At 47.1% G+C, this 26,958-nt stretch carries 21 protein-coding genes; 10 read left to right on the top strand and 11 right to left on the bottom strand.

Annotation, left to right across the window (positions count from 1 at the left end; genetic code table 11):
- Window positions 1–4: 4 nt before the first annotated feature.
- Window positions 5–2,620 (bottom strand): heat shock protein Hsp90 family protein, encoded by a 2,616-nt coding sequence (locus AC5JLB_RS28720; protein WP_495877248.1) that lies wholly within the window; start codon window positions 2,618–2,620, stop codon window positions 5–7.
- Between the two features lie 159 nt (window positions 2,621–2,779).
- Here AC5JLB_RS28720 and AC5JLB_RS28715 point away from each other — a divergent pair, with 159 nt between their 5' ends.
- The 3 genes from AC5JLB_RS28715 to AC5JLB_RS28705 are packed head-to-tail and all read left to right on the top strand — an operon-like array spanning window position 2,780 to window position 8,360.
- Window positions 2,780–3,274, top strand: coding sequence for a TIR domain-containing protein (locus tag AC5JLB_RS28715; protein ID WP_495877247.1), 495 nt, complete (start codon window positions 2,780–2,782; stop codon window positions 3,272–3,274).
- Complete coding sequence (locus AC5JLB_RS28710; RefSeq protein WP_495877246.1) at window positions 3,275–3,781, top strand: hypothetical protein; 507 nt, start codon at window positions 3,275–3,277, stop codon at window positions 3,779–3,781.
- 52 nt (window positions 3,782–3,833) lie between these two features.
- Complete coding sequence (locus tag AC5JLB_RS28705) at window positions 3,834–8,360, top strand: SEFIR domain-containing protein (protein ID WP_495877245.1); 4,527 nt, start codon at window positions 3,834–3,836, stop codon at window positions 8,358–8,360.
- 205 nt (window positions 8,361–8,565) lie between these two features.
- Here AC5JLB_RS28705 and AC5JLB_RS28700 read toward each other — a convergent pair whose 3' ends face one another.
- The 6 genes from AC5JLB_RS28700 to psaC all read right to left on the bottom strand — a co-directional run bounded on the left by AC5JLB_RS28700 (window position 8,566) and on the right by psaC (window position 17,754).
- The gene (locus AC5JLB_RS28700; RefSeq protein WP_495877244.1) at window positions 8,566–10,533 is read right to left on the bottom strand and encodes a TnsD family transposase; all 1,968 of its coding nucleotides are present in this window, start codon (window positions 10,531–10,533) and stop codon (window positions 8,566–8,568) included.
- Complete coding sequence (locus AC5JLB_RS28695) at window positions 10,533–12,074, bottom strand: ATP-binding protein (protein ID WP_495877243.1); 1,542 nt, start codon at window positions 12,072–12,074, stop codon at window positions 10,533–10,535. Before AC5JLB_RS28695 ends, AC5JLB_RS28700 begins: the two co-directional genes overlap by 1 nt.
- Window positions 12,067–14,343, bottom strand: coding sequence for a TnsB C-terminal domain-containing protein (locus tag AC5JLB_RS28690; protein ID WP_495877242.1), 2,277 nt, complete (start codon window positions 14,341–14,343; stop codon window positions 12,067–12,069). The genes AC5JLB_RS28695 and AC5JLB_RS28690 overlap by 8 nt, the downstream gene beginning before the upstream one ends.
- Complete coding sequence (locus tag AC5JLB_RS28685; protein ID WP_495877241.1) at window positions 14,340–15,185, bottom strand: TnsA endonuclease N-terminal domain-containing protein; 846 nt, start codon at window positions 15,183–15,185, stop codon at window positions 14,340–14,342. Before AC5JLB_RS28685 ends, AC5JLB_RS28690 begins: the two co-directional genes overlap by 4 nt.
- A gap of 187 nt (window positions 15,186–15,372) precedes the next feature.
- Window positions 15,373–17,262, bottom strand: a complete 1,890-nt coding sequence (glmS, locus tag AC5JLB_RS28680) for a glutamine--fructose-6-phosphate transaminase (isomerizing) (protein ID WP_495877240.1) — start codon at window positions 17,260–17,262, stop codon at window positions 15,373–15,375.
- Between the two features lie 246 nt (window positions 17,263–17,508).
- The gene (gene psaC, locus AC5JLB_RS28675; protein WP_495697211.1) at window positions 17,509–17,754 is read right to left on the bottom strand and encodes a photosystem I iron-sulfur center protein PsaC; all 246 of its coding nucleotides are present in this window, start codon (window positions 17,752–17,754) and stop codon (window positions 17,509–17,511) included.
- 275 nt (window positions 17,755–18,029) lie between these two features.
- Between psaC and AC5JLB_RS28670 the strand changes: the two genes are divergently transcribed.
- Together AC5JLB_RS28670 and AC5JLB_RS28665 are read left to right on the top strand one after the other, a co-directional pair.
- Complete coding sequence (locus tag AC5JLB_RS28670) at window positions 18,030–18,254, top strand: type II toxin-antitoxin system HicB family antitoxin (protein WP_495697210.1); 225 nt, start codon at window positions 18,030–18,032, stop codon at window positions 18,252–18,254.
- The gene (locus tag AC5JLB_RS28665; protein ID WP_495877239.1) at window positions 18,247–18,462 is read left to right on the top strand and encodes a type II toxin-antitoxin system HicA family toxin; all 216 of its coding nucleotides are present in this window, start codon (window positions 18,247–18,249) and stop codon (window positions 18,460–18,462) included. Before AC5JLB_RS28670 ends, AC5JLB_RS28665 begins: the two co-directional genes overlap by 8 nt.
- Before the next feature lie 11 nt (window positions 18,463–18,473).
- Here AC5JLB_RS28665 and AC5JLB_RS28660 read toward each other — a convergent pair whose 3' ends face one another.
- Window positions 18,474–19,382 (bottom strand): CoB--CoM heterodisulfide reductase iron-sulfur subunit B family protein, encoded by a 909-nt coding sequence (locus AC5JLB_RS28660; protein WP_495877238.1) that lies wholly within the window; start codon window positions 19,380–19,382, stop codon window positions 18,474–18,476.
- A 424-nt stretch (window positions 19,383–19,806) separates the two neighbouring features.
- On the opposite strand from AC5JLB_RS28660, the gene acpP reads away from it, so the two are divergent.
- Together acpP and fabF are read left to right on the top strand one after the other, a co-directional pair.
- Window positions 19,807–20,058 carry an acyl carrier protein gene (gene acpP, locus AC5JLB_RS28655; RefSeq protein ID WP_495697207.1) on the top strand — a complete coding sequence of 84 codons (252 nt, stop codon included), beginning with the start codon at window positions 19,807–19,809 and terminating at the stop codon, window positions 20,056–20,058.
- A gap of 119 nt (window positions 20,059–20,177) precedes the next feature.
- The gene (gene fabF, locus AC5JLB_RS28650) at window positions 20,178–21,431 is read left to right on the top strand and encodes a beta-ketoacyl-ACP synthase II (protein ID WP_495877237.1); all 1,254 of its coding nucleotides are present in this window, start codon (window positions 20,178–20,180) and stop codon (window positions 21,429–21,431) included.
- A 144-nt stretch (window positions 21,432–21,575) separates the two neighbouring features.
- On the opposite strand, the gene AC5JLB_RS28645 is transcribed toward fabF, so the two are convergent.
- A complete protein-coding gene (locus tag AC5JLB_RS28645; protein WP_495877236.1) occupies window positions 21,576–21,962 on the bottom strand; it encodes a hypothetical protein in 387 nt (128 codons plus the stop codon).
- A gap of 39 nt (window positions 21,963–22,001) precedes the next feature.
- Between AC5JLB_RS28645 and AC5JLB_RS28640 the strand changes: the two genes are divergently transcribed.
- Window positions 22,002–22,169 carry a hypothetical protein gene (locus AC5JLB_RS28640; protein ID WP_495877235.1) on the top strand — a complete coding sequence of 56 codons (168 nt, stop codon included), beginning with the start codon at window positions 22,002–22,004 and terminating at the stop codon, window positions 22,167–22,169.
- Between the two features lie 520 nt (window positions 22,170–22,689).
- On the opposite strand, the gene AC5JLB_RS28635 is transcribed toward AC5JLB_RS28640, so the two are convergent.
- Window positions 22,690–23,385 (bottom strand): Uma2 family endonuclease, encoded by a 696-nt coding sequence (locus AC5JLB_RS28635; RefSeq protein ID WP_495877257.1) that lies wholly within the window; start codon window positions 23,383–23,385, stop codon window positions 22,690–22,692.
- A 106-nt stretch (window positions 23,386–23,491) separates the two neighbouring features.
- Here AC5JLB_RS28635 and AC5JLB_RS28630 point away from each other — a divergent pair, with 106 nt between their 5' ends.
- Window positions 23,492–23,707 carry a hypothetical protein gene (locus AC5JLB_RS28630; protein ID WP_495877234.1) on the top strand — a complete coding sequence of 72 codons (216 nt, stop codon included), beginning with the start codon at window positions 23,492–23,494 and terminating at the stop codon, window positions 23,705–23,707.
- A 379-nt stretch (window positions 23,708–24,086) separates the two neighbouring features.
- On the top strand, window positions 24,087–26,096 hold the full coding sequence (gene tkt, locus AC5JLB_RS28625) for a transketolase (protein WP_495877233.1): 2,010 nt from the start codon (window positions 24,087–24,089) through the stop codon (window positions 26,094–26,096).
- Between the two features lie 743 nt (window positions 26,097–26,839).
- On the opposite strand, the gene AC5JLB_RS28620 is transcribed toward tkt, so the two are convergent.
- A partial coding sequence (locus AC5JLB_RS28620; RefSeq protein ID WP_495877256.1) for an IS1 family transposase occupies window positions 26,840–26,958 on the bottom strand: 119 nt, incomplete at its 5' end.

The following is a 26,958-nucleotide window of genomic DNA, read 5'->3' as shown; positions in this document are numbered from 1 at the left end:
CACCTTAAACTTTGAAATGCTTCGCAATGTATTCTTGAGCATCACTAATTGATCCTTTGCCTGCCCCTGTCTGTTCCGCAATTGTGGCAGAATCAGCATCACAGAATGCACCTACGGTTTTATAGTGATCAGCAATTGTTTGAGAAAATCCTCGACGTAACTGTCCAACAGTCTCCAGAACAGCTATCGACAAGAAACTTTTAGCCCCGCTGCTTCTCAGATGTTTAATATTACGTTTCTTACCAAATTCTTGCCTCAGATACTCTACAAGCTCCTGATCACTGAGATCTGGATCATAGAAAGATAAGAGTTCGCCTTCAATATCGATCGGCGGCTTCGCACCTTTTCGACAGAGATAGATGAGGGGGCGACCCTGTTCTCGATATTGGCTAATTCGCCCAATCTCCAAAAACACATTAGGATTGCCGTCACTTACTTCTGCCAGGTAGCAATGACTTTGGGCGATATGATCTCGCACATTGGTAGGAATCGTATCGCTAATATGTTCACTATCAGCACGAGTAACCTCCCAGCCATAAGGTTGCTCCTGTAAAACCTGCCGAATGGCACCGAGCAATTTGTCATATTTTTCATCAAAGGGCATAGCAAAGAAACAACTAACATGATCAGTCTGAGATGTATTTGCTGACTGTTGCCGAAGTTGTGTCTCTTTATCATTGAGGTCTAATTTCAGAGAATTCAATTTAGTCGTTAACTTTTGCACTTCATCTGCTTGAGCAATCATGCGATCGATCACTCGATTAAACCCAGCAAACATTACCTCTGCATTCTTCGCTGTCAAAAACTGTTGCGCCAACATTAGCGCGTTATTGTAGATCGCAATGCAAGCTGATAATTTATCTTCTGTCGCAGGCAAATCCATGAGATTTTGAATCGTTGAATTATCCGCATTTAGATACAGCGTGACTGGAACGGTTCGTTCCCCTTGCATCAAATCTTTCACCAAATTCCGCACTTCATCAGGGATTAGGGGATTATCACCCACCTGTCTCAATTTCTCCTGACTCTTTGCCGCTGCGGTCAACACGGTGAGGGCAGGAATTGAAGCAGGCTTAAATCGCACCACTTTCGCCACACTGCGACGATCAGACACCCCCCGCATAAACTCCATCTCTAAACCACGAAACGCCTCTTTCTCCTCATCCTGCAACGGTTCAAAGATAAAATCTGACTCACCAATATTGAGTTGTCGCAGTTTGATTTCTGGATGAAGTCGTCCATATCGCTCCAAGAAACCATCTTCAAACACCTGACTCGCATCAATGACTAGCAAGCCCTGGGCATCACATAGCATATAAAACTGTGTTGCACTACCCCGCTCATCAAAATACAGCAGATCCGTTTCCGCCTGTCCTCGCTTCTTCGCCTCCTCAAAGTAGGTCTTCAAGTTCATTGGCATCAGATTTGTTTCAAACGGGATCAAATCCGCCACTGCACGAAAGAAGTTATCTTCCCGGAGTGCCATGCCCTTCAAGTGATAATGATGCCAATCGCACAGTCGCTGAAACCGGATCGGATCTTCCTTAGAAAAATTCGTTAGATGCCTAATAATCGCCTCACCTAACTGCTCTTTAATCTCCTTCTGAATGGCATCCTGCTGCACGGCATCCCGCGAAGCCGTCAACGTCAGCGCAGGCGAATCAATAATGCCGCGCACAAACTTCGCCCACACTGGCAACATATCCCGATTTGCTTCCATCACAAACATCCGCGACTGGTAAATATCCACCAGCCCCGTCGTATTCACATCAGGAATCCGGTTATCCGATACATACAGCACCCCATCCACCTTGTAGGGACTCGTCAAATGAATCGGAATCGTAGACAACGGATTATCTGGAAACCGCTTCGCAACGAAGATTGCCATCTCCATCACTTCTTCTTTAGGATTGTCATACTGCCTATGCCACGGCGCGTTTACCGCATTTGTCGGCGTTTCATCCTCATTCAAATAAATCCCCACTGGCAAGAAGTCTGCATATTTGCGAATCGCCTTCCGCAACTCCTCAGCGGACAGCATATCCCGATAATTCTCATTAATATGCAGCGTTACGGTCGATCCTGCATCCTGCCGCTCGCCGGGTTGCAGTGCATAGGTTTTCTCCCCACTGCTTTCCCATCGCCACGCCGGATTACCATCGAGATACGATCGCGTCTCCACTACCACGCGATCAGCAACAATAAACGCCGATAGTAACCCAATCCCAAACTGCCCAATCACCGTCACCTCAGCTTGGCGACCTTTCTCGATCAGATCCCGTCGAAACGCATCCGTTCCACTGCGCCCTATCGTCGAAAGGTACTCCCGCACCTCTTGCTCTGTCATCCCCGCACCATTATCTGTAATCGTTACAGTTGCTGCTTGCCGATCAATTTTTACTCGCACGACACCATCGGGGGTTCCATCTCCCTGCCACTCCCGCCGCCGCTTAATCGAATCATGTGCGTTCTGTAACATTTCACGCACAAACACATCCGCTTCTGCATAGAGATTCTTCGCCAGCAGTTTAATTAACCCCTGCAAATCAATCTGAAACTCACTGATAATTTGGTCATCGTCAGGCTGAGGCGTTTGTACAAAGGAAGACTTCTGAGGCATGGCAATGCAAAACAGATCAAATTTTCTCTTTAGTCTAAACAATCTCTCAGAGCGATACCCAAATCGGAATAAAGATTTTGTAGAATTCGACACCTGTAACCGTAGAGTTACGGCTATACTCATCAAGTCATTAGTACTACAGAACTGATAACAGTTGAGATGCCAAGAAGCGTATTTTTCAGCTTTCACTACCAACGAGACATATTTCGAGTGAATATTGTCCGCAACCACGCTATGACCAAAGGTGGCTATAACTCAGCAGGCTACTGGGATCACTCCCTTTGGGAGACTGTCAAGAAGGAAGGTGACTTGGCAATCAAGCGAATGATCAACGCAGGTCTTAGGGGAACTTCAGTTACTGTCGTGCTGATTGGTGCAGAAACTGCCGCTCGACCGTGGGTAAAGTACGAGATTGAAAAGAGCTTCGAGCGGGGTAACGGTATGTTAGGCATCTATATTCACAATATCCAGAGCATGAATCAGCCCCCTGATCCGTCCGGCTACAATCCTTTCGACAACTTCTACACCACGGCTGCCAACGGAAGACAAATCTATTTTTCGCAAATTTATCCAACTTATGATTGGATTTACGATCGCGGCTACAATAACTTCAGTACATGGATTGAACGAGCTGCAAGAGCAGTAGCAAAATAAGTGAGCAACTCAGAATCGCAAATACCTACAAAAGTTTCACCGGATTCTACTGCTGTGCAAAACTACCTCACCACTTTGCAGAGCGTAATCAATCGTATGGCAACCAATAGTTCAAGTTGCAAAACATTGTGTATCACCTTGGTATCTGCGCTCTTTGTTGTAATTACTAATAAGGACAAGACTAATTATGCCTGGATTGCCCTCCTACCCGTTATCGTTCTAAGTTTTTTAGATGCCTACTATTTGGGTTTAGAGCAAGGATTTAGAGCAACGTACAATAGTTTCGTAAAACGGATGCATGCAGGTCAAGCAGTACCCGAAGAATTATTCCTTGTATCACCTCGAAGAATGGTGAGAAGGAAACCAGGAGACCTTCCTCCATTACTTCACACAGAGCCATTTAAGTCTGGTGCAGCAACAGCCAAAGCCTTCATCTCCTTCTCAATTTATCCTTTTTACCTAACACTTGTAGTCATTGTGATATTAAGCAGATTCCTTATCTTTTGAGATCAATTTATCCAGCATTGATAAAAAATCTCGAAAAATTGCTTTGTTGAAAATGAATCTTGATTCTCCATCGCCAAAAGTTCTCATTAGTTACAGCCATGATTCTCAGGAGCACAAGGATCGGGTATTAGCTCTGGCTGATCGTTTGCGAGAGGATGGGATTGACTGCACGATTGACCAGTACGAGGAATCACCTGCTGAGGGCTGGCAGCGTTGGATGCTGAACCAGGTTGAGATATCGAACTTTGTGCTGGTTGCCTGTACGGAACACTATGATCGCCGTTTTCGAGGGCGTGAGGAGGTTGGTAAAGGTAAGGGAGTGACCTGGGAAGGCGGCGTGATTATTCAGGAGCTTTACGATACCCAAGGGCAGAATTCAAAATTCATTCCCATTACCTTGACTTCAGAGGATGACAATTTTATCTCTAGTCCTCTTCGCAGTGCAACCAACTACAGGCTAAACACCGCAGATGGCTATGAGTTGCTCTACCGTCGTCTAACCAATCAACCTAGAACCTGTAAACCAGAGTTAGGCAAGCTACGGACATTAGCACCACGCGATCATCAGCAGTTTTTTCTAAGTCAGGATAGCCTGAATAGTTTGAAAGAGGAACTACTGAATGCCTCACAAGGTTTGTTGAATTGGAGGACAACACTCGGTGACAACCAACAAATTACTCGTCCTGAGCTAGCTCAACTGACCAACCACATTGAAACAAAAGCGTCTTCTACAACAATTGTCCTTGGTTCTCCTGGTTGCGGTAAATCAGCGCTAATGGCAAGTTTGGGACATTGGGCACTAGAAGAAAAGTATTCCCTACTAGCAATTAAGGCTGATTTTCTCAGCAATACGATTAACACAGCCGAAGACTTACAGCACGCTCTTGAGTTAAGCAGGTATCCAAAGGATGCAATAAAAGCGATCGCAAATACAGAAAAGATTATTCTTCTGATTGATCAACTGGATGCAGTTTCAGAACTGCTGGATCGCCAACCAGGACGATTAAGTGTTTTATTGTCATTGATTCAATCCCTTGCTGGTACTGAAAATGTTCATATTGTGGCAACCTGCCGTGAATTTGAGTTTCGTCATGGAACCCAGTTTGCTCGGCTTGATTACTTTGAACGCTTGGATCTCCATCTACCAACATGGGAACAGATCTCTCCACTTCTGGAGCAGGAACAGCACGATCCAAATCGTATAGGAGAGCCGTTACGTGAACTGCTGGAAAATCCTTTGCATTTGAAGATTTTTCTGAAAATCGCCAAACCTGGTGAAGCGTTTGAATCTTTTCCAAAATTGCTAGATCGGCTGTGGGAAGTTCGGATCAACAGTGAACCTGAAGCGCAACAACTAATTGCTTTTCTAACTCGACTCGCTGAACGCATGACAGAGGAAGAAACGCTGTGGCTACCATCCTCAATCGCTGATGAAAATCCTGAAATTTGCCGTACTCTGGAGCGGGCTGGAATTTTGATGACCAGCCAGGAAAACTCAACACTGGGTTTCTGCCATCAAACTTTCTATGATCACACCTTAGCACGAGCCTTTGCCCGTGGCTCCAAATCATTGGCTGACTTTGTTCTAGAACGCCAGGATGGCCTTTTCATTCGACCAATTTTACTGAGGAGCCTCAACTATTTACGGGGAACCGCGCCTCAGCAGTACCAACGACAACTACAAATTCTTCTTAACACTGCCAAACAAGTCAGATCTCACATCCGTACTTTGCTGATTGAGTTTGTGGGGGCACAACCTAATCCTGATCCTGTTGAAGCAGGCTTGCTCATTCCCTTGCTGAATTCAGAAACAGAGGCAATCAAAGTTTTGGATGCCGTGATTGGTAGTCCGGGCTGGTTCAGAAGGTTGCGCGATCGCTCCGAATTCAGGCAGTGGTTGGAAAGACCAACCGAACAGTCGGTCTACTGCTATCCAATCCTCACAGCCGCCGCTAGTTTTGCCGCCGAAGATGTTTGGGGATTGCTAGAAGAGTATTGGCTAAATGAGCAAGCCTACGATTTCTTATGTATTCGAGTAATCTGGAATATCAGCCAGTGGACCTCCGAAAGGGTCTGGTTGACACAACAGGTCATTCAACGCTCCAATATCGGATGGCATGATGTTGCTGCGATAGCGGAAAGGATAGCTGAGGCTTTACCTGATTGCACTGCAAGAGTTATTCATGCTCATTTAGAATACCGACTAACTCAGGCACTTAAAGCCACTAGAGTGCCACCTCCAGAATTACCAGCGGATGCTAATGAAGGCGAACGCTCATTTCATGCCTATAAGCACAACCCCCTCAATCCCTTAAAGGCAATACTGGAAAGTGAAAGCGATTTTTACGAAATTGAGAAATTTGCTGAAGTTAACCCACAAAGCTTTTTAGCATCGATCTGGTCATGGTTTGTTGATCTCATTCAACAACTTGCCTATGATACAAACCCCGTTACTATTAGTTACCGCTGGGATTGGGTTAGAGATTTTAACTTTTCCGGGAGTGAAGTAATTCAGGCATTGCTTACAGCTATTACCGAGTTAGCCAAACGAGATAAAACGGCTTTCCTTCAGTTGGTTGGGCAAAACACAGATTCAGATTTATTAGTTGTTCATCGGCTGTTAGCGAGTGGATTGGAAATAGTCGCTACAGAGGAGCCTGTCATTGTTTTGGATTACCTGCTGGTAGATCCAAGACGGTTTAGGTTGGGTAGCCAGATGGATGGCGATTGCCATCGAGAAACAAAAAAATTGATTGCGGCTATCTTTCCTCACTTACAACTAGAGGATAGAGCGCGGCTTGAGCAGGCAATTCGAGAGTTTACCTACTGGCAGCTCAGAGAGGATAGGGATGCAGAGTTTCGTCGTAGATGTCTGAAATACAACCGTGAACATCGATTGTCTCTTCTAAAAGCTATCCCTGAGGAGTATTTGAGTCCTGGGACAAAGCGGTTGAAAGAGGAGGAGGAACGTGCACTCCCCTGGTTTGACTTACATCAGAAAAGCGGCGTTATCACAGGTGGGTTTGTCGGTCCTCGTATGACCAAAGACGAGATGTCGCAGGCTTCTGATGAAAATTTGATCAACTTATTCAATGAATTACCCGACGAGACAGCATGGGATAATCCTCTTGGCATCTGGTCGAAGGAGGATATCTCACGCGCAGGCGGAGCGATTCAGCAGTCTCGCGAGTTCGGTGAACTGGTGAAGAATGATCCAGCCAGATTCATTCGCATCCTTCCACAACTAGAGCCTCAGCGGCATGAAAGCTATGTGGGTAATGCAGTGGAAGATTTGGCTGAAACTGACTTTCCAGCGAATGACATAATCCGTATCGTTGAGAAACTTAATCAGCAGGGCTTTGTTTCAGAAGGCTTTCGCTCTGAAGCCGCTCATGCCTTAGAAAAGATTGCAGAGCGGAATCAAGGTTTGCCACAATCCATTTTATCGTTGCTTCAGGGCTGGTTATTCAACCATTCCGAACTAGAGTTAGCCTACTATAGGAGCAAAGAAGAACAGCGCTCTGACCTAAAATCACCCATTCTCTTTGGTATCGGCGGTTCTCATATATTGCCCAGTGGTAGGGGCAATATTGTGCGGGCAATCGCTGAGGGATATCTTAGGCAAAATCCCTCAGACTTAGAGGGTTGGGCAAGATTTATCCGATCACAACTGGGTATAGAACCTCATCCAGCAGTGTGGGCCGATATACTGTCACGAATGCCACCTTTGCTAAATGGTGATCGCACTGAAGCGACCAAACTTTTTGATGAAGTTATTCGTAATTGTCCAGAGGTTCTTCAGTACGCTTGGGCGCTGTACTTTATCTCACACACGATTGGTTGGTTTGAGCCCAAGGAAACCGTGCAGGGTTGGTTAGAGATGCTTCAGACTAACACCTCAAACTTTTCCCAACAAGCGTATGGTGAATTATTACTGATTCAATACCTGCAATATCAGGATGAATGGTCAGTTAATCGAATGCGCGCTCACCTTGCAACTCAGGATAATGAAGCAATCCTTTGCGGGCTTGCTCACGCAGCAAGTCATCTGTGGGTTCAACGTAAATGCAGGGCAATCGCAGCAGAGATTCTCCATGCCCTTGCGTCTTCCCCTACCACATCTACTCAGCACGCTGTGGCAAGCGTTTTCCGCTGTAGCCGTGACCATTTCGAGTTGAATAGTGGAATGTTGAAAGTTATTCAAGCCACTTGCAAGAATCAAGGTGTACTTCTGGAAGCCGCTAATGACCTGACTGAAATCATTGAAGCCGAAGAACTAGTAGAGACTCATCCTGAAGTTGTTGCAGAAGTTTGTGAGAGTCTAGTTGGCATTGGAGCAGAACTCAGCAATCCAGTACGAGCAACAGCACTCATTGCTGAAAGTCTAACCACGATCGCTATCAAATTACACCGTCAACACTTGTACCGCAAGACTGGTCTACAAATCTTTGAGCAGCTACTGGCTCTGAATTTCAGGGAGACACGAGCAGCATTGGAAACACTTGATCGAAGACCCATGCGACTCAGTGCCTATATAAGCCCCAGGAGGAGATTGCGTCGCCGTACTCCTCGCAATTAAAGTAGCAGCCTTTCAAATACAACGACGCAAGCAACAAAGGATATGAGCAGATACCTAGTGTAAGAATTTACTTTGTATCTACAGTATTTCAAGCATTTTTCGGAGCCATTTCGCAGCATCTCTATTCTAGCAACAGCTATTGTTACTTTGTGAATTGGGAAAGCTTGTAGATCCTAACTACTAAAGAGGCGCTTATTCATCATCATCAAAGAGCCGTTCGTTGAGACGGACAATCTCTGCTATGCTGAAACGGGATTTGTTCTAAAATTACCAGTGCTTTACTGATAGCATTTTCTACTGAGGGCAGCAATTCGATCTCTGGGCGTAGACCTGCTCGACGGATAAATCGCCATCTTGGAGGACAAACTCCTTCTTGCATACAGCAGTCTAGAACCCATTGGACGCGGCGAAGAGCAAATGATTCACGGGTTTCAGCTAGCTCACTTAATGCCTTTGATGTACAAGGAAGTTTATCAGAGTGCTTTTGGATCAGTGCCAGTTGTCCAAGCTCCCTGGAGATCGCTGTAGCTGTTACTTGACGCGGTCGCCCTGCCAGATTGTATAAGTTAGCAGAAGCAAGTTTCACTGCTTCTGCAAGTTCAACATCTCGGTTCTCCCAGTTAACCCGCAGGAAGGGTGAAGCTACCTGTTTTTTGGGTGGCATGTTAGCTTCCAGCCATTCAGGATCATTGCGTCGAAGCCATATGTAGACTCTCTGAAATTGATTCTTCAACACAGTTCTCCCTAACGCAGGACTGTCTCTTCGCGCAGCTAGCCATTCTGCTCTGTAGCTTTCCAAGGCGGCCTCTGAAACTTTTTCCCGAATCTTTGAGGAAGAAACAAGCACCCGATTACTTCTGTTAGTCTGCCGCTTGCTCTGGCGTGGGAGAGATAATTCTAGTGCAGCGGCATGCAGCTTGACAGTAGTTGGATCAACTCCAAGCTGCCGCGCTATTCCTCGCAGACTAACTGTTGAGTCTGCCCACAGTTGTTTTAGCTTATCTTTCCAAATCGAGCCAAAGTCTCGAACCTTTGTAATACGGAACTGATCCTCTTGAGTCTTATCCGGTCCAGTACGGCAGTAGATGAAACCGCAAGAGCAATGGAATGTGCCTATGGGTTTGCCGTGTTCCTGGCTGTAAGTGATTTCACAATCTTGAATTACGGGTTGATGAAAATGAGGAGCAGCTTGATTCAAGCAAAGCCAGGGACCTTTACCAAAAGGTTTGAATTGATAGGGAAGCTGGAAGGATGCCTCGGCTGTGTAGCTTAGGAATTGAATCAACAACAGGTGATGTAAGGGATGCTGAGACCCTTTGGGCGATCGTACTAGCCGCAACAACCAGCTATGTTGGCTTTCAGTGTCAATTTCGCACTGAAGGCTTTGTAAGAGATCATTTGGATAGAACTGACAAAACTCCTTGAGTAATTCACTAACCCGCACTCTACCGCTATAGGTGGCAAGACCTCGCTCTGCAAGAAGCTGACGATAGCGTTTTGACAGAACATCTAATCCGGGTGGGGAAGTAGTCTGTTTTAGCAGCCAAGCAGCATCCTGAGCTATTTTCAGTAGAATCTCATGGTGAGGATGCAGCAAGCTGAATGAGCGTGACTTTGGCAGTTGAATTCCCTGCTCTGCTGCAACAAACTCATGACGAGTTTGAGGATTTTGAATCCGAACTTGGCTATTCAGTAGACGAACATTGTGTTTAGGGCAAACCTCGACTCCGGATAACTGGTGAAGACGACGCCAGTAGTACTCGCCGAATGCGTGTTTATCTTGCTGTACACAAAGGGGACAAAACTTGAGCCACTCTGGAGGTTGAACGGTACTTGCCATCACACCAGAGCGCATTTTGATAGCGGGTCCTCGTGCCCCTTCCATATCAGCCCAAAGCTGTTGAGCCTGTTGGGGATGCAAGAAAGGCGCGAAGAACGGGAAGAGCGTATGATTATTAATTAGGCGTTCAACCGTATATAAGTTACCAAGTGGTAACGCTGAGCTAAGACTGCAAAGATTACTGGGTAAATCAACAACTGCGATCGCTGCCTCATTCCCAAACAGCTCCCGCATAGTTCCCTTCTTATTGGGATACTGCACCCGCTCATGAAAACGGGCACAAATGCTATAAAGCAACTCATCCGGATAAGAATCGGGAAAGCAGCCAATCATCAGGATACCTCCTCCAGTAGGTACTCAGTAGCCGGGCGAATGAGTCCTGCCTGCCGAAGGGCTTCATAGGCACTAAGCTTTTGCTTTTCTCCCGATGCTGCAATCTCAGGTAAACTTCCTTCCAAGGGAGCAGTTTTCTTGCGCCTTCCAGAACCTTTTTTGACGGTTTCAGTAGGCACTCTTTGCGATTCTGTTGAGTTAAGCGCGACTGGTGATGATTGTTTGTTGAAATTGGTTGTACGTGTGTTAGCTAACGCTTGTTGTTGTTCAGCTTTATTTAATTGGTTTTGGACATCCTGTAAAAACTGATCGATATTAATGGGATGAGCATCCTCAACACTGGCAAGAATCCGAGTATCTTTGTTTTTCAAGGCTTGCAGAATAGGGTATGCCATTCGTAGGCTCTCTTTAGCTGCTGATCGAATTCCTTGTTCGGTTACAACCTCTTCTCCACTTGCGATTGCTCGAATCTGAGCCAACATGTAGACCTTGATGGCGAAGTCAGTAATACCTTGCGTCACCTCATACAACGCATCGCGCAGTTCTTGTGTCGAGCGAGATTGCTTCTTAACATACTGGTATCCCCATAAACACTTCACGAACCATTGCCAATCATCGTCATTCTTCATCCTGTCCCAAACGAGATCACCCTGTCCTGTTCCTCTTCGAGTCTGTCGAAACTCTCCACTAAGAACAGAGATTGCTTTATAGGTACCGACAAGCACGACTGGTAACCCGATCGTGTTGATTAACTGAACGAAAAAATTCAGCATTTTGCTGGAACCACCACTTTTAGCTTGACTAAGGTGCTGAATTTCATCAATAACCAGAACACCAATCGAGTGAAGAGAAGCTACCCGTGCCATTCGTGGCAGCAATTCATCCACTGTTTTACGACCACCCGCATAATTGGCGTAGTAACGAGTTCCAAGCAGGTCATCCACCGCTTGGAAAAAGTTTAAGCATAAGCCCTTGATCGAACCGTCGAATGGGCAGTCTAGCTTAAGCCAGACAATTTGGGTGAAATTGAAATCGCGATCTCGATAGTGGTTGTGAAGAATAACTTGTGGGTATAGTGACAGAATTGCTTCTATCGACGTGGTCTTACCAACTCCACTAATCCCAATAATGGTAAACCCTGTTGCAGTTGAACGGGGGGATTGGCGAGTCATGCCTAAAGATTGAACCCGCGACTGCACATCTTCCCAAAACCCTATAATTGAAGGGTTTCGGGCCTGGTATCCTAACCGAATCATGCGAGAAAACCGTTGTTCTAGGTCAAAATGAATCGGTAAAGGAGCAAAAAACTGCAATGTATTTTGAATCAAATGCAGCCGAAGATAAGCAGGCATACTGCGATGCTCTTTGTCATAATCTGGATAGAATGCAAGATATTCAGCAGCAGCATCCTGCGTCAAGATGGGAGGAAGAGCTTCAATTAAGGGATTACCTCGGTAATTCGGAATGATAGGATCAAGGTAAGTTGCCTGTTCCGTTCTGCCCTTGCTTACTAAAAGAGATGGAATGTGTTGACTACTCATCGTCGCTCCACATTTTTGGACGTAGTTTATGCAGTTTGTCGATTAGTTGGGATTGAGGAACATGGGTTGAGTCTTCTTGATTATCTATTGGCTCAGTGGCTGAAGCTTCATGCTGAGGCTCTTCAGCATCGCTAGGTAGTTCTGGTTCTGAATCTTCAGCTGGCACAATTAGAGGAATTACCTTGTCAGAATGATCAGAAAGCGACTTTTCTCCCAATTGCCAAGTTTGGGCTTTGCGCTCCATTTCGCGTTCTTCTTTACGGTTCTGACGGATGCCTTTGATGCGCGATCGCTTACTCTGCCCTGTTGCCTGCTCTAAAGCAGTAGAAGTTTGTTCCTTACCTTCATTAATAATCTGCTCCATTTGAGCATTCAGAGCAGCACTAGATTGCTGCTTTCGGCTTCTAGATAACTCCTTTTGTTGCTTGCGGATTTCAATATAGTCAAGAGTTTCATACAAATCTCGTTCTCGGAAAGTATCTTCAGCATCAATTAACTGGCAACACTCCAGACGCTGCCCTGCATCAAGACGCAAATAGATATCAGTGATACGACGGGGATCATAAGCCACATCAATCTTCCAACCTCCTCGTTCTCTAGCGCGTACAAACCACTGCTCTCGTAAAGCCAAATCGCAAGAGTAAAATAAGCCCTGGAAACGGATACCACGATAGGTAACAGAAGCCTGCTCAGTAGGTAAAAGGTTCAAGCGCAAAATATCGCGGGACTTAACCCTCAAATGCCCTGCCCGATTACGAATTCCCCAATTCCATAGATCCAGAGGATATGGTTCAACATGCTCCTGAATCATAAATTCATCCATGCGATACCAATCCATTCGGTGCTCTTGGTTATGGTCTAAAATCGCAAGAATCATCAGCTTCCGGAATTGATGCAAATCCAAACCAGCCTTAAAGCGGTAGTCATTATCTCCACGTTCACGAGGTTTATAAACAGCTCCTGGGGCCCAATGAATGACTTTGTCATTACTCAAGCGAAAGTTTCGCTCTACGATTGCTTTCCAGTCTGCTCGGTAGGGAGGAGTATTGGAAACGCTCACATTCAAAGCTTTGACGAGGTTATCAGCGTTATAGCCCTCTAACTCTCCTCGGTCTGCCAGAATGATCTCCGGTAAATGATGGCAGGGCCAGTCTTCTTCCGTAATCTCAACTCCGTATCCTTGGCAGAACGCAACTTTATCCAACGCTGCATTTTCTAATGCCTGCATTGCCCCTAGCCAACTTGGACCTTCTAAAGTGACACTCAACCCAGTAATCATGCGACTAAAAACATCGATCAGAATATAGATGACAGGCCGACCAATAATACGAGTGCGATCGAGCGAACTAACTAGATAAATGTCTCCAATCGTGGCATCAATTTGATAGATGGAGCCTGGACCGAAAGCCATCTGAGTTGAATCCCCCAGTACCTCTCGGTGGCGCAGATTATAACGGCGTTTTCCTTCTCTTGAGGTGAGAGCGTGGGTTGCATCTCGTGCCTTCTCATACCAGTAACGAAATTGCCCAAAAGTCGGTAACTCATGGGCTGGTGGCAGGCAAGGAATCAAGACTTCATCAGGGGAAAGCGTGTAGCCTTTATGAAAATACTTCTCAAGTGTTTTCTGAAATGCATCCTGAAGCGTCCGTCCCTGAGCATTTTCATAAAATTGGCGAATACCTCGACTAAACTTCTCTCGTACCTTGTCATCGACATTCACTCCTACTGGCATTTGAGTAACTGTGCTGATTCTGCTTGGGCGTCCTCGTTTCTTCCCATGGCTTTGACGTTCTTTCCCTGGAGCACCGCATTTACTAAAAAGAGGCAAGAGAGCATTTCTTGTCTGCCCTCCTTGCCAGTAACGTCTGAGATACCTGTACAGGGTCATTTTTGTGCAGCCTGTCTTTTCAGCCCAGGCGTTCAAAAGTGCTCCACGACCATGGGAGAAGAAGATGCGCCCATCCTTATTCTCTACAAGAGGGGCAATGATCTCCCATGCTTGGTCTCGGCGCTCCCGATGTTTCGCAGGAATAGTATCTTCAGGCTTTAGGAGAGAGGCATAAGGGTCTATTTCCAAAACATGAGCTTGTCGTGCGGCGAGCGCCTCTTCTAAGTCTTTACATTTCTGCCAAACAGGAAGTGCTTTGGGGTTCAGTAGTTCAATTGTGGCTACATCTGTATAGGAAGGATCAATCCAAAGTAATCGCTCAATACGCGAAGCTTCAGTATCACTTTGCCATTCAAGCAACATGTTCACAAAGAGCTTCATCCTACGCCTCCTATCTCCTGGTATGACTCTGCTAATGGGACAGAAAGGAGATTAAGTTTCTTGCTGGGTTGGATACGCTCGCTCATGTCAATTTGCCATTGTCGATTGGCAATTAAGTAACGCACAACCGATAGACTCGTTCCAGAAGATAACCCCAAATGGTCATCACAACCATTAGTAATTTTAGTCAGCGGTGTTTCGCCTTGAATCACTTGTGGCGTTAGAACAGCTTCGATGCGTGTGATGTCAGCTTGAGTTAAGGGAGCTAAGTCTTCAAGCTGGTAACAGGAGCGCAGCCATTTGAGATTTTCAACCAGGGTTTTAGGAATTTCTTGCTCGGTGACAAGCCCCCAATCTATGTTCCGGCGTTCCCAGTAACGTCGCTCAATCTCCAGCTTTTCTAAAGTGCGTTGCGATTGAAGCTCAACAGCAGGTTTGATGGCACGAGCGTGCTCTACCTCATGCTCGCTCTGCTTTAAGGTGATCAAAAAATCCGTGGTCATCACCACAGATTGCTGAGTTTTTGGATCGGTCGGATGGATAAAACCGCACTGCTCTGCAATTTCCTGAGTTTCCTCTAATGGCAGTAAGGGAAACTGCTCCCGGATATCCAACACTGATTGTGACCAATCTAAGACAAAGAGATAACTGGTTTCCAGGTTGCTCATCAAGTGATGCTCTCTCCCGGTCTTCCAGCCTTTGACCCGGCTAGCTAATCCTCGGGAAGGAACATCCTGAATTCGCAGCCAAGGTTGATAGGCAACTCCTTTACCCTCGCCCCGACCGTCCTTCAATCGTTTTTCAATTTTCTGCTGATCGATACTGCGACTACGCTTAGCCATTTGATAACGCCGTCCAGCGAATTTACCAACTCTAGACGTAGAGAGACACTCTACTAGCAAATAAAGCCCTAGGCTCGAGTATAAGACTTTATTCGCTAGTATAGGACTTTGTTTTGCAGTATAAGACTCTATTTGCTAGTAAACAACTTTATTTGCGGTTTACAATTTCGGTTTACAACAAGTTCGATTACTCGACCGTCACTGATTTCGCTAGATTACGAGGCTGATCTACATCTAGACCGCGTCGTGCGGCAATATGATATGCCAGTAACTGTAGCGGAATCACCGTCAGAATCGGCGACAGAATTTCATCAATGTGTGGAACCGGAATTAGGGTATCAAACGTATCGGCAGCGTCTTGTTCATCCATAGGCGTTACTCCGATTAGACGAGCATCGCGCGCTCTAGCTTCTTGAGCATTGGAGAGAACCTTCTCAAAGACAGGTCCTGGCATAGCGATCGCAACCACCGGAACCTTAGCATCTAACAGCGCGATCGGGCCATGTTTCATCTCTCCAGCAGGATAGCCTTCCGCATGAATGTAGCTGATTTCTTTCAGCTTTAGCGCTCCTTCTAGCGCGATCGGAAAGTTAATACCCCGTCCTAAAAAGATAAAGTCCTGAGTTTCTGCAAAATCATGAGCAAGTTCTTCGATGTAGCGCTCTTGACTTTCTAAAATCAGTTCAATCTGAGCCGGAAGCTGACTTAAACCTGTCAGTAATGCTTCAATTTGTTGAGGCGCGATCGTTTGACGGTGGAACGCAATGTCAATAGCCAGCGCATAAAATGCCATCAGTTGCGCAACAAAGGTTTTTGTTGCGGCCACTCCAATTTCGATACCAGCATGGGTATCGATGATATTAGAAACCAATTGACCGAGGGAGCTTTCAGGACGGTTGGTAATTCCGAGGAGACGCGCTTCAAACTCTTCCGATTTATTGTCTCGTCGAGCTTTTTCCATTTCAAGCGCGGCTAAGGTGTCAGCCGTTTCACCCGACTGAGTCACGCCGATCGTCAGCGTGTGAGGAACTAGTGGAGCAGGCGCGTATCGAAATTCTGATGCATAGTGAATTGTGGTCGGAACATCTGCTAACTGCTCTAGCAAATATTTACCTACGAGTCCAGCGTGCCAGCTTGTTCCACAGGCCACAATTTGGACGTGTTGCAAATTCCTGTACCACGACTGAGGCAGATCAAATCGGATAGGAGAATGTTTATGATCTGCCGCCGTCCAAGCGCTGTTGACATACGCTTCTAGACACGATCGCACCACTCCCGGCTGCTCATAAATTTCTTTGAGCATGTAGTGTTTAAACCCTTGTTTCTCGACCATGACCGGGTTCACGTCCAGAGTCCGCGGAGCCTTTTTGAGGCGTTGTCCTCCAAAGCTGTAAATTTCAACGCCGAGCGGAGTCATGCGGGCCAGTTCGCCATTTTCGAGGTTGAGAATGGCGCGAGTGTAAGGAATGAGTGCAGGGGTATCAGAGGCGCAGTAGAATTCTCCTTCCCCGAAGCCGAGAACGACGGGAGCTTGCTGGCGAGCGACAATTAGCTCATCCGGATAGTCAGCGCAAATGACGGCGATCGCAAACGCGCCTCGTAGCTTTCGCACTACTTGCCGCACCGCTTCTATCAACGGATCTTCTGCAACTTGTTCTGCCTTGCTCAGTTCTTCGGCAATTAAGTGAGGAATCACTTCGGTATCGGTGTCGGAACGAAATTCACAGCCACGGCTTTTCAACTCTTCGCGCAGCTCTCGGTAGTTTTCAATAATTCCGTTTTGAATCACGGCAATCCGCTTTGCCATGTCCATATGAGGATGGGCATTATATTCCTCAGGTTTGCCGTGGGTAGCCCATCGAGTATGAGCAATGCCAAGCCGAGCCGGATTCGTTTCACCTACCAATTTTTCTTCGAGATTGTGCAGTTTGCCTTTTGCCCGCACGCAGTGAATTTCGCCTTCAAGAACCGTGGCAATTCCCGCAGAATCGTAGCCCCGATATTCTAGTTTCCGTAACCCTTCCAACAAAATGCCGCTTGCTTCTTTTGTTCCGATATAGCCGACAATTCCGCACATCTAACGTTCACTCCTTGCTCGATGGTGATCGTAACCGCTACTGTAGCCTGACTCATATAATGGTCGCCAGATTCCAATCAGACAGAAGCATTACAAAAACTTGATTATCTCTTCAATTGCAAGGTTTGAATTTTGTTCTACTCCCAAATTCACAAAAAAACCAAATCACAAAAAAAGGAGGCTATTGCTGCCTCCAATAAACTTTGAACCCACATGAATGAAAATGATTGCTGTATGAAGCTTGGCTTAGTAAGCCAGACCCATACTGCGAGTGGTTTCAGAACCCAGGTAAACCCGGATGCTAAGGAAGTCGGTTGGGCAAGCCGTCTCGCAACGTTTGCAACCAACACAATCTTCGGTTCTGGGCGAGGATGCAATTTGACCCGCCCGACAGCCATCCCAAGGAACCATCTCCAGAACGTCTGTAGGACAAGCCCGGACGCACTGAGTGCATCCGATGCAGGTGTCATAGATTTTGACTGTATGCGACATGTTATGAAAGGCTCCAGATTAGTGCGCTTTATGTTTTGCAATATCTGTAGTCCCTCGATCTAAAGGTTAAAAACCGCTAAATCTCAGAATCAATGCTCAGTTTACTCTAGAGGGTGATCGCACGCTGTGAGACAGTTGCAAAAGTTTAAATTGCGTTACGTCGGACGGGAGAAATGATGATTTGAGCGTGCGATCCTTCAGAGCTTGCAAGGCCGATCGCGTCGTTCAGAGTCTTTAGCATTACGATCAAAGCAGTACGAAAAACACTAACACCTATGTCCTACAAAGTCAGTGCTGTGATTGAGAAAGATGAATATGGCTATTACGCATATTGCCCAGAACTAAAAGGCTGCCAGACGCAGGGTGAGTCGTTAGAAGAAGTTAAAGCCAATATACATGAGGCGATCGAGTTGTATATCGAGACGCTTTCAGATGAAGAAAAACAAACCCTCCTAAGCCAAGAAATTTTGACCATGACCGTCGAGGTACAGGTTGCCTAAACTTCCTCGTTTGACGGCTCAAGAAGCCGAAAAATTAGTGTTTGCTGCTGGTTTTGTTCTCGTTAGAAGTAAAGGGAGTCATCGTATCTATATGAGGAATACAGAACGAGTTGTCATTCCCTTTCATTCTGGCAAAATTCTCCATCCCAAAATTGTGAAGCAAGTGGTGGACGCGCTCTCACCCCATGATGACGCTCAAGACATCTAACCTCGATCGCTCTAGCTTGACAATCCCAATTTCTCTAAAACGGGGCGAGTGGAAACAATATGTCGATCGAGTCCCAAATCTTTTGGGCTGACCCCTAACGCCAGCGCCACCAATTGCGGCAGATGCAGCACTGGTAAGCCGAGTTTTTCGTCGATCACTTTTTCGACTTCAGGTTGGCGAGAGTCCAAATTCAAGTGGCATAAGGGACAAGGCGTAACCATACAATCTGCACCCGAGGCGATCGCATCTCTAATATGCATTCCCGCCATTTTAAACGACTGATCTGTGGCATAGCTCGAAAGCGGCCAACCGCAGCATTGCGTTCGTCCACGGTAGAGTACTGGAGTTGCACCCACCGCCTCAAACAAGTTCTCCATTGACTTTGGATTGAACGGATCATCGTAAGGATGGGCTTGTCCGCGCAATAAGTAGCAGCCGTAGAACGCCGCACAGTTCAAGCCAGAGAGTTTGCGAGTGACTTTTTTAGAGATTTCCTCTAGTCCATAGTCTGCTACTAAAGCCCAAAGCAAATGTTTCACGTCGCTGCTGCCTTTATAGGGAGAACAGCCTTCTTTCTTAAGGAAGCCATTGATCTGCTCAATATAGGCAGGATCGCTAGTTTGCGATTCTTTCAGCCGTTCATGAACATTACCAATCACGCCTTGGCAAGTGCTGCAATGCGTCAGCAACGGCAAATTTAATTCTTCTGCCAAAGCAATGTTGCGAGCGTTCACGGTGTCTTCGAGAAGCTGAGAATCTTCTTTGAACGTGCCGGAACCGCAGCATGACGCTTTCTTGAGTTCAAGCAGGTCAATGCCGAGCGATCGCGTTAGCGCTTTGGTAGATTGATCTAGCTCCCGGCAAGCTCCTTGAGCGACACAACCGGGAAAATAAGCGTATTTTAGTGTTCTGGAGGACATGGGAGGAAGAATGAGGGATGAGGGATGGGGGATGAGGGATGAAGCAAGCTAAACTGTAGCCCCTCACAATGACCCTAGAGATTGATCCTAATTTAAATTTGCTTAGTGATTACGATCGGCAATGGGTGTAAGCATTATTTCTTAGACTTACTTATAGTTTATTTATTTCTCTTCTCGAAGCAAGTAGAAACGCTGATTTGAAAAGGCTCAATCTTACCTTTCATCACTCATCCCTCATCTTTCATCCCTTCTCCTTACCTCCTTGTCTATAATCTGCCGACGACGCTTTCCGATAAGATGAAGAGATGCTTAAAATCGTATTGTTGGCAGCAATGCTTATCGAAACGTTGTAAACAATGCGATCGCAAGCATGAGACCTTAGATATAGCGAAATTTATCGCTGCTGCAACCAGTTGAGGAACCTATGAGCGAGACTGAAATTTTTGAGAAAGTAAAAAAGATCGTGACCGATCAACTCGGCGTCGAGTCTGGAAAAGTTGTTCCTGAAGCAAACTTTGCGAATGATTTGGGCGCAGACTCACTCGACACCGTTGAACTGGTCATGGCTCTAGAAGAAGAGTTTGATATTGAAATTCCAGACGAAGCGGCTGAAGAAATTGCCACCGTTCAAGCGGCGGTTGACTACATTAGCAACAAGGTTACTGCTTCTGCTTAATTTGTGGGCGGTAGGCAGTTCGATTCGCAAAGCATCGAAAGAGCGAGTCATCGCCTATCGCCTTTAGCCCCCGTCTAACCTCATTGTTTTTGGGGGTAAAACCCCTCCGAGTGGAAATCATGACAAATTCTGTGAATAAGCGCGTTGTTGTCACGGGGCTTGGTGCAATCACACCGATTGGCAATACGCTGGCTGATTATTGGGACGGGTTGATGAGCGGACGGAACGGCGTTGCGCCGATTACACTGTTCGATGCGTCGCGCCACGATTGTCGCTTTGCGGCAGAAGTGAAGGGGTTTGATCCTCACGTTTACCTCGATCGCAAAGATGCGAAGCGAATGGATCGCTTTGCCCAGCTTGCGGTAGCAGCAAGTAAGCAAGCTTTAGAAGATGCTCAGTTCACAATTAATGATTTGAACGCTGAACAGGTGGGCGTTCTAATTGGAACTGGAATTGGCGGTTTGAAGGTGCTGGAAGATCAGCAGGAAGTCAACCTCACCAAAGGCCCCGATCGCTGTAGTCCGTTTATGATTCCGATGATGATCGCGAACATGGCGGCTGGTTTAACCGCGATTCACATTGGGGCAAAAGGTCCGAATTCCTGTTCAGTGACGGCGTGTGCGGCAGGGTCAAATGCGATCGGGGATGCGTTCCGATGGATTCAGCACGGCTACGCTCAAGCAATGATTTGTGGTGGCACGGAAGCAGCGGTGACTCCGCTTTCGGTGGCAGGCTTTGCCGCCTGTCGAGCGCTCTCGTTTCGCAATGACGATCCGACTCACGCTAGTCGCCCGTTTGATAAAGATCGCGATGGCTTTGTGCTGGGTGAAGGTGCTGGAATCCTTCTGCTAGAGGAAATGGAACATGCCTTGGCTCGTGGGGCAAAAATTTATGCCGAAATCGTGGGTTATGGCGTGACGTGCGATGCGTTTCACATGACGGGTCAGCTTCCAGGTGGGGTGCAGGCGGCGAGAGCGATGCAGTTAGCGATGAAAGATGCTGGGCTGTCGCCTGAGCAAGTTAGCTATGTTAATGCTCACGGGACGAGTACGCCCGTTAACGATCCAAACGAGACGGCAGCGATTAAAACGGCATTGGGCGACCATGCCTATAAGATTGCTGTTAGCTCGACTAAATCGATGACAGGTCATTTACTTGGTGGTTCGGGTGGCATTGAAGGGGTGGCAACAGCGCTGGCGATCGCGAACGATCGGGTTCCTCCGACGATCAACTTCGTTGAGGCCGACCCTGAATGTGATTTGGACTATGTGCCGAATCAGAGTCGTGCTTTGCAGGTCGATGTGGCGCTGTCCAACTCGTTTGGATTTGGTGGACATAATGTGACGTTGGCGTTCAAGAAGTTTGTGCGTTAACGGATTAGGTAGGTTTAATGTAGCGATCGCAGGGGATGGGTCTACCTCACATCCTGCGATCGCTTCTTTTTGAGCATAAAAAAACCTGGCTTTGTGCAAAAGCCAGGGTGATCAAGGAATCTACCAATGCCAAGAATTTATCGATTAGTTCTGCTCGTTCGCTTCCGCTTGTGGCTTCGATTTTAAACGGGTGGCGATTCCCTTGCGAACGACTTCACTCGTTGGGGTTCCACCTGCTAAGCGATACTGATCACTATCCTTGCCATACTTGAAGGCAATGCCTAACATCGCTTTTTGGCCCAACTGATTGAGTTGCTTTTCCAGATTTTGGATGTTGATTTGCGTTGAATCGATCACGGCTAAGGCATCGTTATAGGCGTTGACCTGATTCCGCAGTTGTTCAACGGTGCTTTGAATGGCGATGACGCTACAGCCTTCTCCAAGATCCAAATTTGGGTCGATCGCTTTTAATCCGGCTAACCGATGTTCTATTTTTTCGGCAACGTGAGCCGTTTTCTTTTGACGAGACATGAGAGATACGCTCCTGGATGACAGTACTATCCACCGAGGTTGAGGCTGAACACCGCAAGCGGGTTGGGGCGAGTTGTGCGGGTTGCGCTTTTCGTCGGTCTTTGGGTTGGATATGCCAAGTTTGGCTCAGATGCGGCTGGATCTCAGTCAGCAAAGTCCGCAAAGAATCGTGATGTTTTGGTGAAGGGAATCGGCGGATGTTCGTAGTTTCTGGCAGAGGGGCTAGGTGGAGGGCTTCACCCCGGTTGCTAAGTTCTGCATGAAGTTGGGCAACACCGTTGGAGGGCTTATCAACGAGGAAATCAGAACTTTGAGAGGCTTCTGCACTGTTGATTGCATCGATGGGATAGTTTTCACTTGAGGGCGATCGCATAATTTCAGGTATGCTTCGGCAATCGAACGGAGAGAATTGGCACTGTCGAGTGCTTGGAAGAGGAATTGTCTCCCTTGCTCTGCATTGCTTAACTTAACTAAATGCCTCGGCAATCCAACTGAGAGAATCCGCTTTTTACGGATTGCTTGCGGTTAGTTACCGATCACTAGTGGTTGGTTTACGATCGCTAGTGGTTGGTTTGTGATCGCAGGTGTTTGATGACCAACTGCCAGTGGTTGGTTTGCGATCGCAAGTGCTTGATTACGAATTGCGGGTGGTTAGTTAGCGATCGCGTGCAGTCTGTCATGTAGCGATCTCAAACGATTTCAGGAGATAAATACCCCCTTCGATTCGTCATAGCAAGTCTTCTAGATCGATTCCTTTAGCCCGTAGTCGCTCGATCAATCGCTCTTTCTCTTGTCGCTCTTGGTCTGCCCGTTCCTCTGCCGTTAGGTAACGAGTTCCAGCTTTGTCATACCATGCCAACTGCTCTTGGGGAATGTTGCTGAATACAACTTGAGCGCGACTGATGCCTAAGCCAATCTCTGGCATCCAAAACGGCTCTCCAATTTGAAGCTGATAAACTCCGTTGACTAACTTGTAGACCTCGAAGGGTTGATGTCCGTCGCGCTTCCAGAATTCGGGGTTGTAGATGACGTAGTACAACACGCCCAAGCGAGTGTAGATGTCTAGCTTGTCGTCATATTCTCCGCCCGGTATGTGGGAAACCATCTCTAAAACTAAGATGGGAGAGATATTCTGTTCTTCCCACAGGACATAGCTTTTGCGAGATTTGCCACCTTTTTTGCGCTCTACGCCGATGCTGAGAAAGCCATCGGGAACAACTGGAACTCTAGGGCTGACGCCTGTAGTGTGATAGATTGCCATGTCTGCCCCGAAGTACCAGTCCATGCGATCTGCCCAGATGGAGGCGAGAAGAAATAGCAAAACGTTGGGGAGAAAGTTTTGGTCTTCGTTATCCACAGGAATATCGTCTGAGCAGGGCAGTTCGTCACTAGTTGGAAGTTGCTTGAGGTCTAGTGGAAGCATAGTACTCACGTTCACTCAGTTAGCTTTATTGTAGAGTTCGTTTCGCTTAGTCTCTGGTTTCGTTTTACGTTTCGGTAGAATATGTCATTGATGCGTGAGTCACACGATGCAAGTTCAAATTGCGGTAGAAGGTGAGGATGCTGTTGCAGCTACAGATGAATTATTTTCGATGCCGGAAATTAGTGGGAGTTGGGAACCTATAGGCGAGAATGAACGGGAAGCAGCGATCGCAACGGTCGGGACGTTTGTTGGTGTGGGCGGCACGATCGAGCGCGATTGCAGAACAAATTTGCAAGTGGTACAAGAAGTATCAGAAGGGTAAGTCGGGGATGCGAATAGAGAAGGTATTGCTAGCGCTTATTATGATTTGGAAGTACTGTTTGAGCGCTAAGATGCCGAGATCATATTGAACCAATAACTGTGACTTATCAGCTTTGCAAGCAACATCATCGGCTGCCTCCTCCGGATTTTTATCAGGGAGATCATTTCAAGTGCCCCCTTTTGACTAAGATGATGAGGAAGCTGTAGTTTAGTTATGGCTTCCGATAGTTTTAACTGATTAGGTATTTTTGCTTACTATCCTACATAATGGTTATGGTAAGCATTTTGTTTTGAGTTCAGAGACCTGAGTATCAAGCCGAATCTGCCCTTTTCAGTCCAGCGCCAAACCGTCGTTCATTCCTACATTAAAGAAAAGAATCATGGTCGTTGCAGCCCAATCACTCGAAGAACTTTGCATTAATTCGATTCGCTTTCTGGCGATCGATGCCGTTGAAAAGGCGAAGTCGGGGCACCCCGGTTTACCTATGGGTGCGGCTCCGATGTCCTATGTGCTGTGGAATAAATTTCTGCGGATTAACCCCAAAAACCCGTATTGGTTTAACCGCGATCGCTTCGTTCTATCAGCCGGTCACGGCTCGATGCTTCAGTACGCCCTGATGTACTTGGCAGGCTTTGACAGCGTATCGATGGATGACATCAAGCAGTTTCGTCAATTGGGGTCAAAGACACCTGGACACCCAGAGAACTTTGAAACGCCAGGAATTGAAGTGACAACAGGTCCGCTCGGACAGGGCATTTGTAACGGTGTCGGCTTGGCCATGGCAGAAGCGCACCTAGCGGCAACGTTTAATAAGCCTGATGCTACGATCGTAGATCACTATACCTATGTGATTTTGGGTGATGGCTGCAACATGGAAGGCGTTTCGGGTGAAGCGTGTTCGTTGGCGGGTCACTTGGGTTTGGGCAAGCTGATTGCGCTGTATGACGACAACCATATTTCGATTGACGGTGACACGGCAGTTTCGTTTACCGAAGATGTCGGTAAGCGCTTTGAAGCGTATGGCTGGCACGTTCAAGTCGTCTCCAATGGCGATACTGATTTAGACGCAATTCAGCAAGCGATCGAGACGGCTAAGAGCGTCACCGACAAGCCTTCGCTGATCAAAGTTCGCACGACCATTGGCTACGGTTCTCCCAACAAGGCGAATACCGCAGGCGTTCACGGTGCGGCTTTGGGCGGCGATGAAGTCACAGCAACCCGCGCCCATCTCGGCTGGGAGTACGAACCCTTTACCGTTCCCGAAGATGCGTTGAATCAGTGGCGTCAAGCGATTGATCGCGGCGCGAAATACGAAGCTGAGTGGAATGAAGCGCTTGCCACATATCGGTCGAAGTATGCGAAAGATGCGGCTGAATTTGAGCGACGGGTGAGCGGTAAGCTGCCTGACGGTTGGGAGAAGTGTTTGCCACACTACACGCCTGAAGATAAGGCGTTAGCAACTCGTCAAACGTCTGAGAAGACCCTGAATGCGATCGCTCAGGCGGTTCCCGAATTAATCGGTGGTTCGGCTGACCTGACTCACTCCAATTTGACCCTGCTCAAGGGATACGCTGACTTCCAAAAGGGAAGCTACGAAGGGCGCAACCTCCGTTTTGGCGTCCGCGAACATGGTATGGGCGCGATCTGTAACGGGATTGCCCTTGATAAGTCTGGCTTGATTCCATACTGCGCCACCTTCTTAGTCTTTGCGGACTACATGAGAGCCGCAATTCGTCTATCGGCGCTCTCGCAAGCAGGCGTCATTTACGTCATGACCCACGACTCGGTAGCGCTGGGTGAAGATGGTCCGACGCACCAACCGATCGAAACGATTCCGTCCCTGCGGGCGATTCCGAACCTGTTAGTCTTCCGTCCCGCCGATGGAAACGAGACCTCTGGGGCATACAAAATCGCCATTGAGCGTCGCCATCAGCCATCTCTGCTAGCGATGACTCGCCAAGCGTTGCCTCAACTCGACGGTAGCTCGATCGACGCTGTAGCACGGGGCGCGTACATTCTCTCTGGCAGCGATGATCTACCGGACATCATTCTGGTTGGAACAGGTAGCGAAGTCAGCCTTTGCGTTCAGGCGGCAGAAAAACTCCGGGCTGAAGGTCACAAGGTGCGGGTTGTTTCGATGCCTTGTTGGGAACTGTTCGAGGAGCAAGACGAAGCGTACAAGAATACGATTTTCCCGAAGGCGGACCAAAAGCGTCTGGTGGTGGAAGCGGCGTCTAGCTTCGGTTGGCACAAGTACATGGGCAACGAAGGCTCAATGATTAGCATCGAGCGCTTTGGGGTGTCGGCTCCGGGCGGCGTTGCAATGGAGAAGTTTGGCTACACTGTAGATAACGTAGTGGCTGAAGCGAAGAAAGTGATTGGCAAATAGTGTAAGGGCTCTTTGAGTGATTAGCTGAAAGCTCTCGGATTTCCGGGAGCTTTTTTCTATGGGTGACTCTCGAAAACTTAAAGGCAACGGATCGATAAAGAAAACGCGGGGGCAACAACTCTTTAGAGGTTGTATGGTGATGCTTCATCGATTTGATATACAAGGAAGCGGTGAAGGAATGGATAGGTATTAGCAATGTCGCGACGAAACCTAATTCGACGCAAACAAAACTTATGATTGTCCCGAACGAAACATAGTTTTGTCCGAACGAAACCAGGTTTTGTTGCGATCAGATCTGGTTTTGTTGCGATGAAACCTGCGATCCTTCGGAACTTGGCGAAAGCCAATCGCGTGGGCAGGATCAGGTTTTGCGCGAATCAATCCAGGTATTGTTGCGACAAAACCTCTAGTTGACGCAACAATACCTGGATTGACGCGGATCAAACCTGCGATTAGTGAAGCGCTAACCAGTCAGCATATTGATCAAAACTAAACCCCTACAGTCTGCAATCCACTATTAGAATCGTATAGAGTTCTCTCGAAATAGTTGCTCTATGTCTGACAATATTGAAGTTACAATTGACATTCATCAAGCAGAGTTAGACCTAGAACCAGAAGAATTGGAAGCGTATTCCTATCACTTGATCGGTGAATTAGATGAACTGTCAGAATCTGCTTACTTAATGCGAAGTTCTCAAGTACCAGATGGTGGTAAAGGTAATGGCCTAGACCTGTGGATAGGATCAGACATCCACACCAAACTCATAACGGTTGATGAACAAACCAATGACCACATCGTGCAACCAGATTGACTTAGAGAAACAAATCGTTTTGCGAGCTAAGCGTTTAATCCTTGTGCGTA

It is taken from the genome of Myxacorys chilensis (assembly GCF_059505265.1).
Note: the sequence above shows the minus strand (reverse complement) of the source record. Positions and strands in the feature narration are given on the sequence as shown.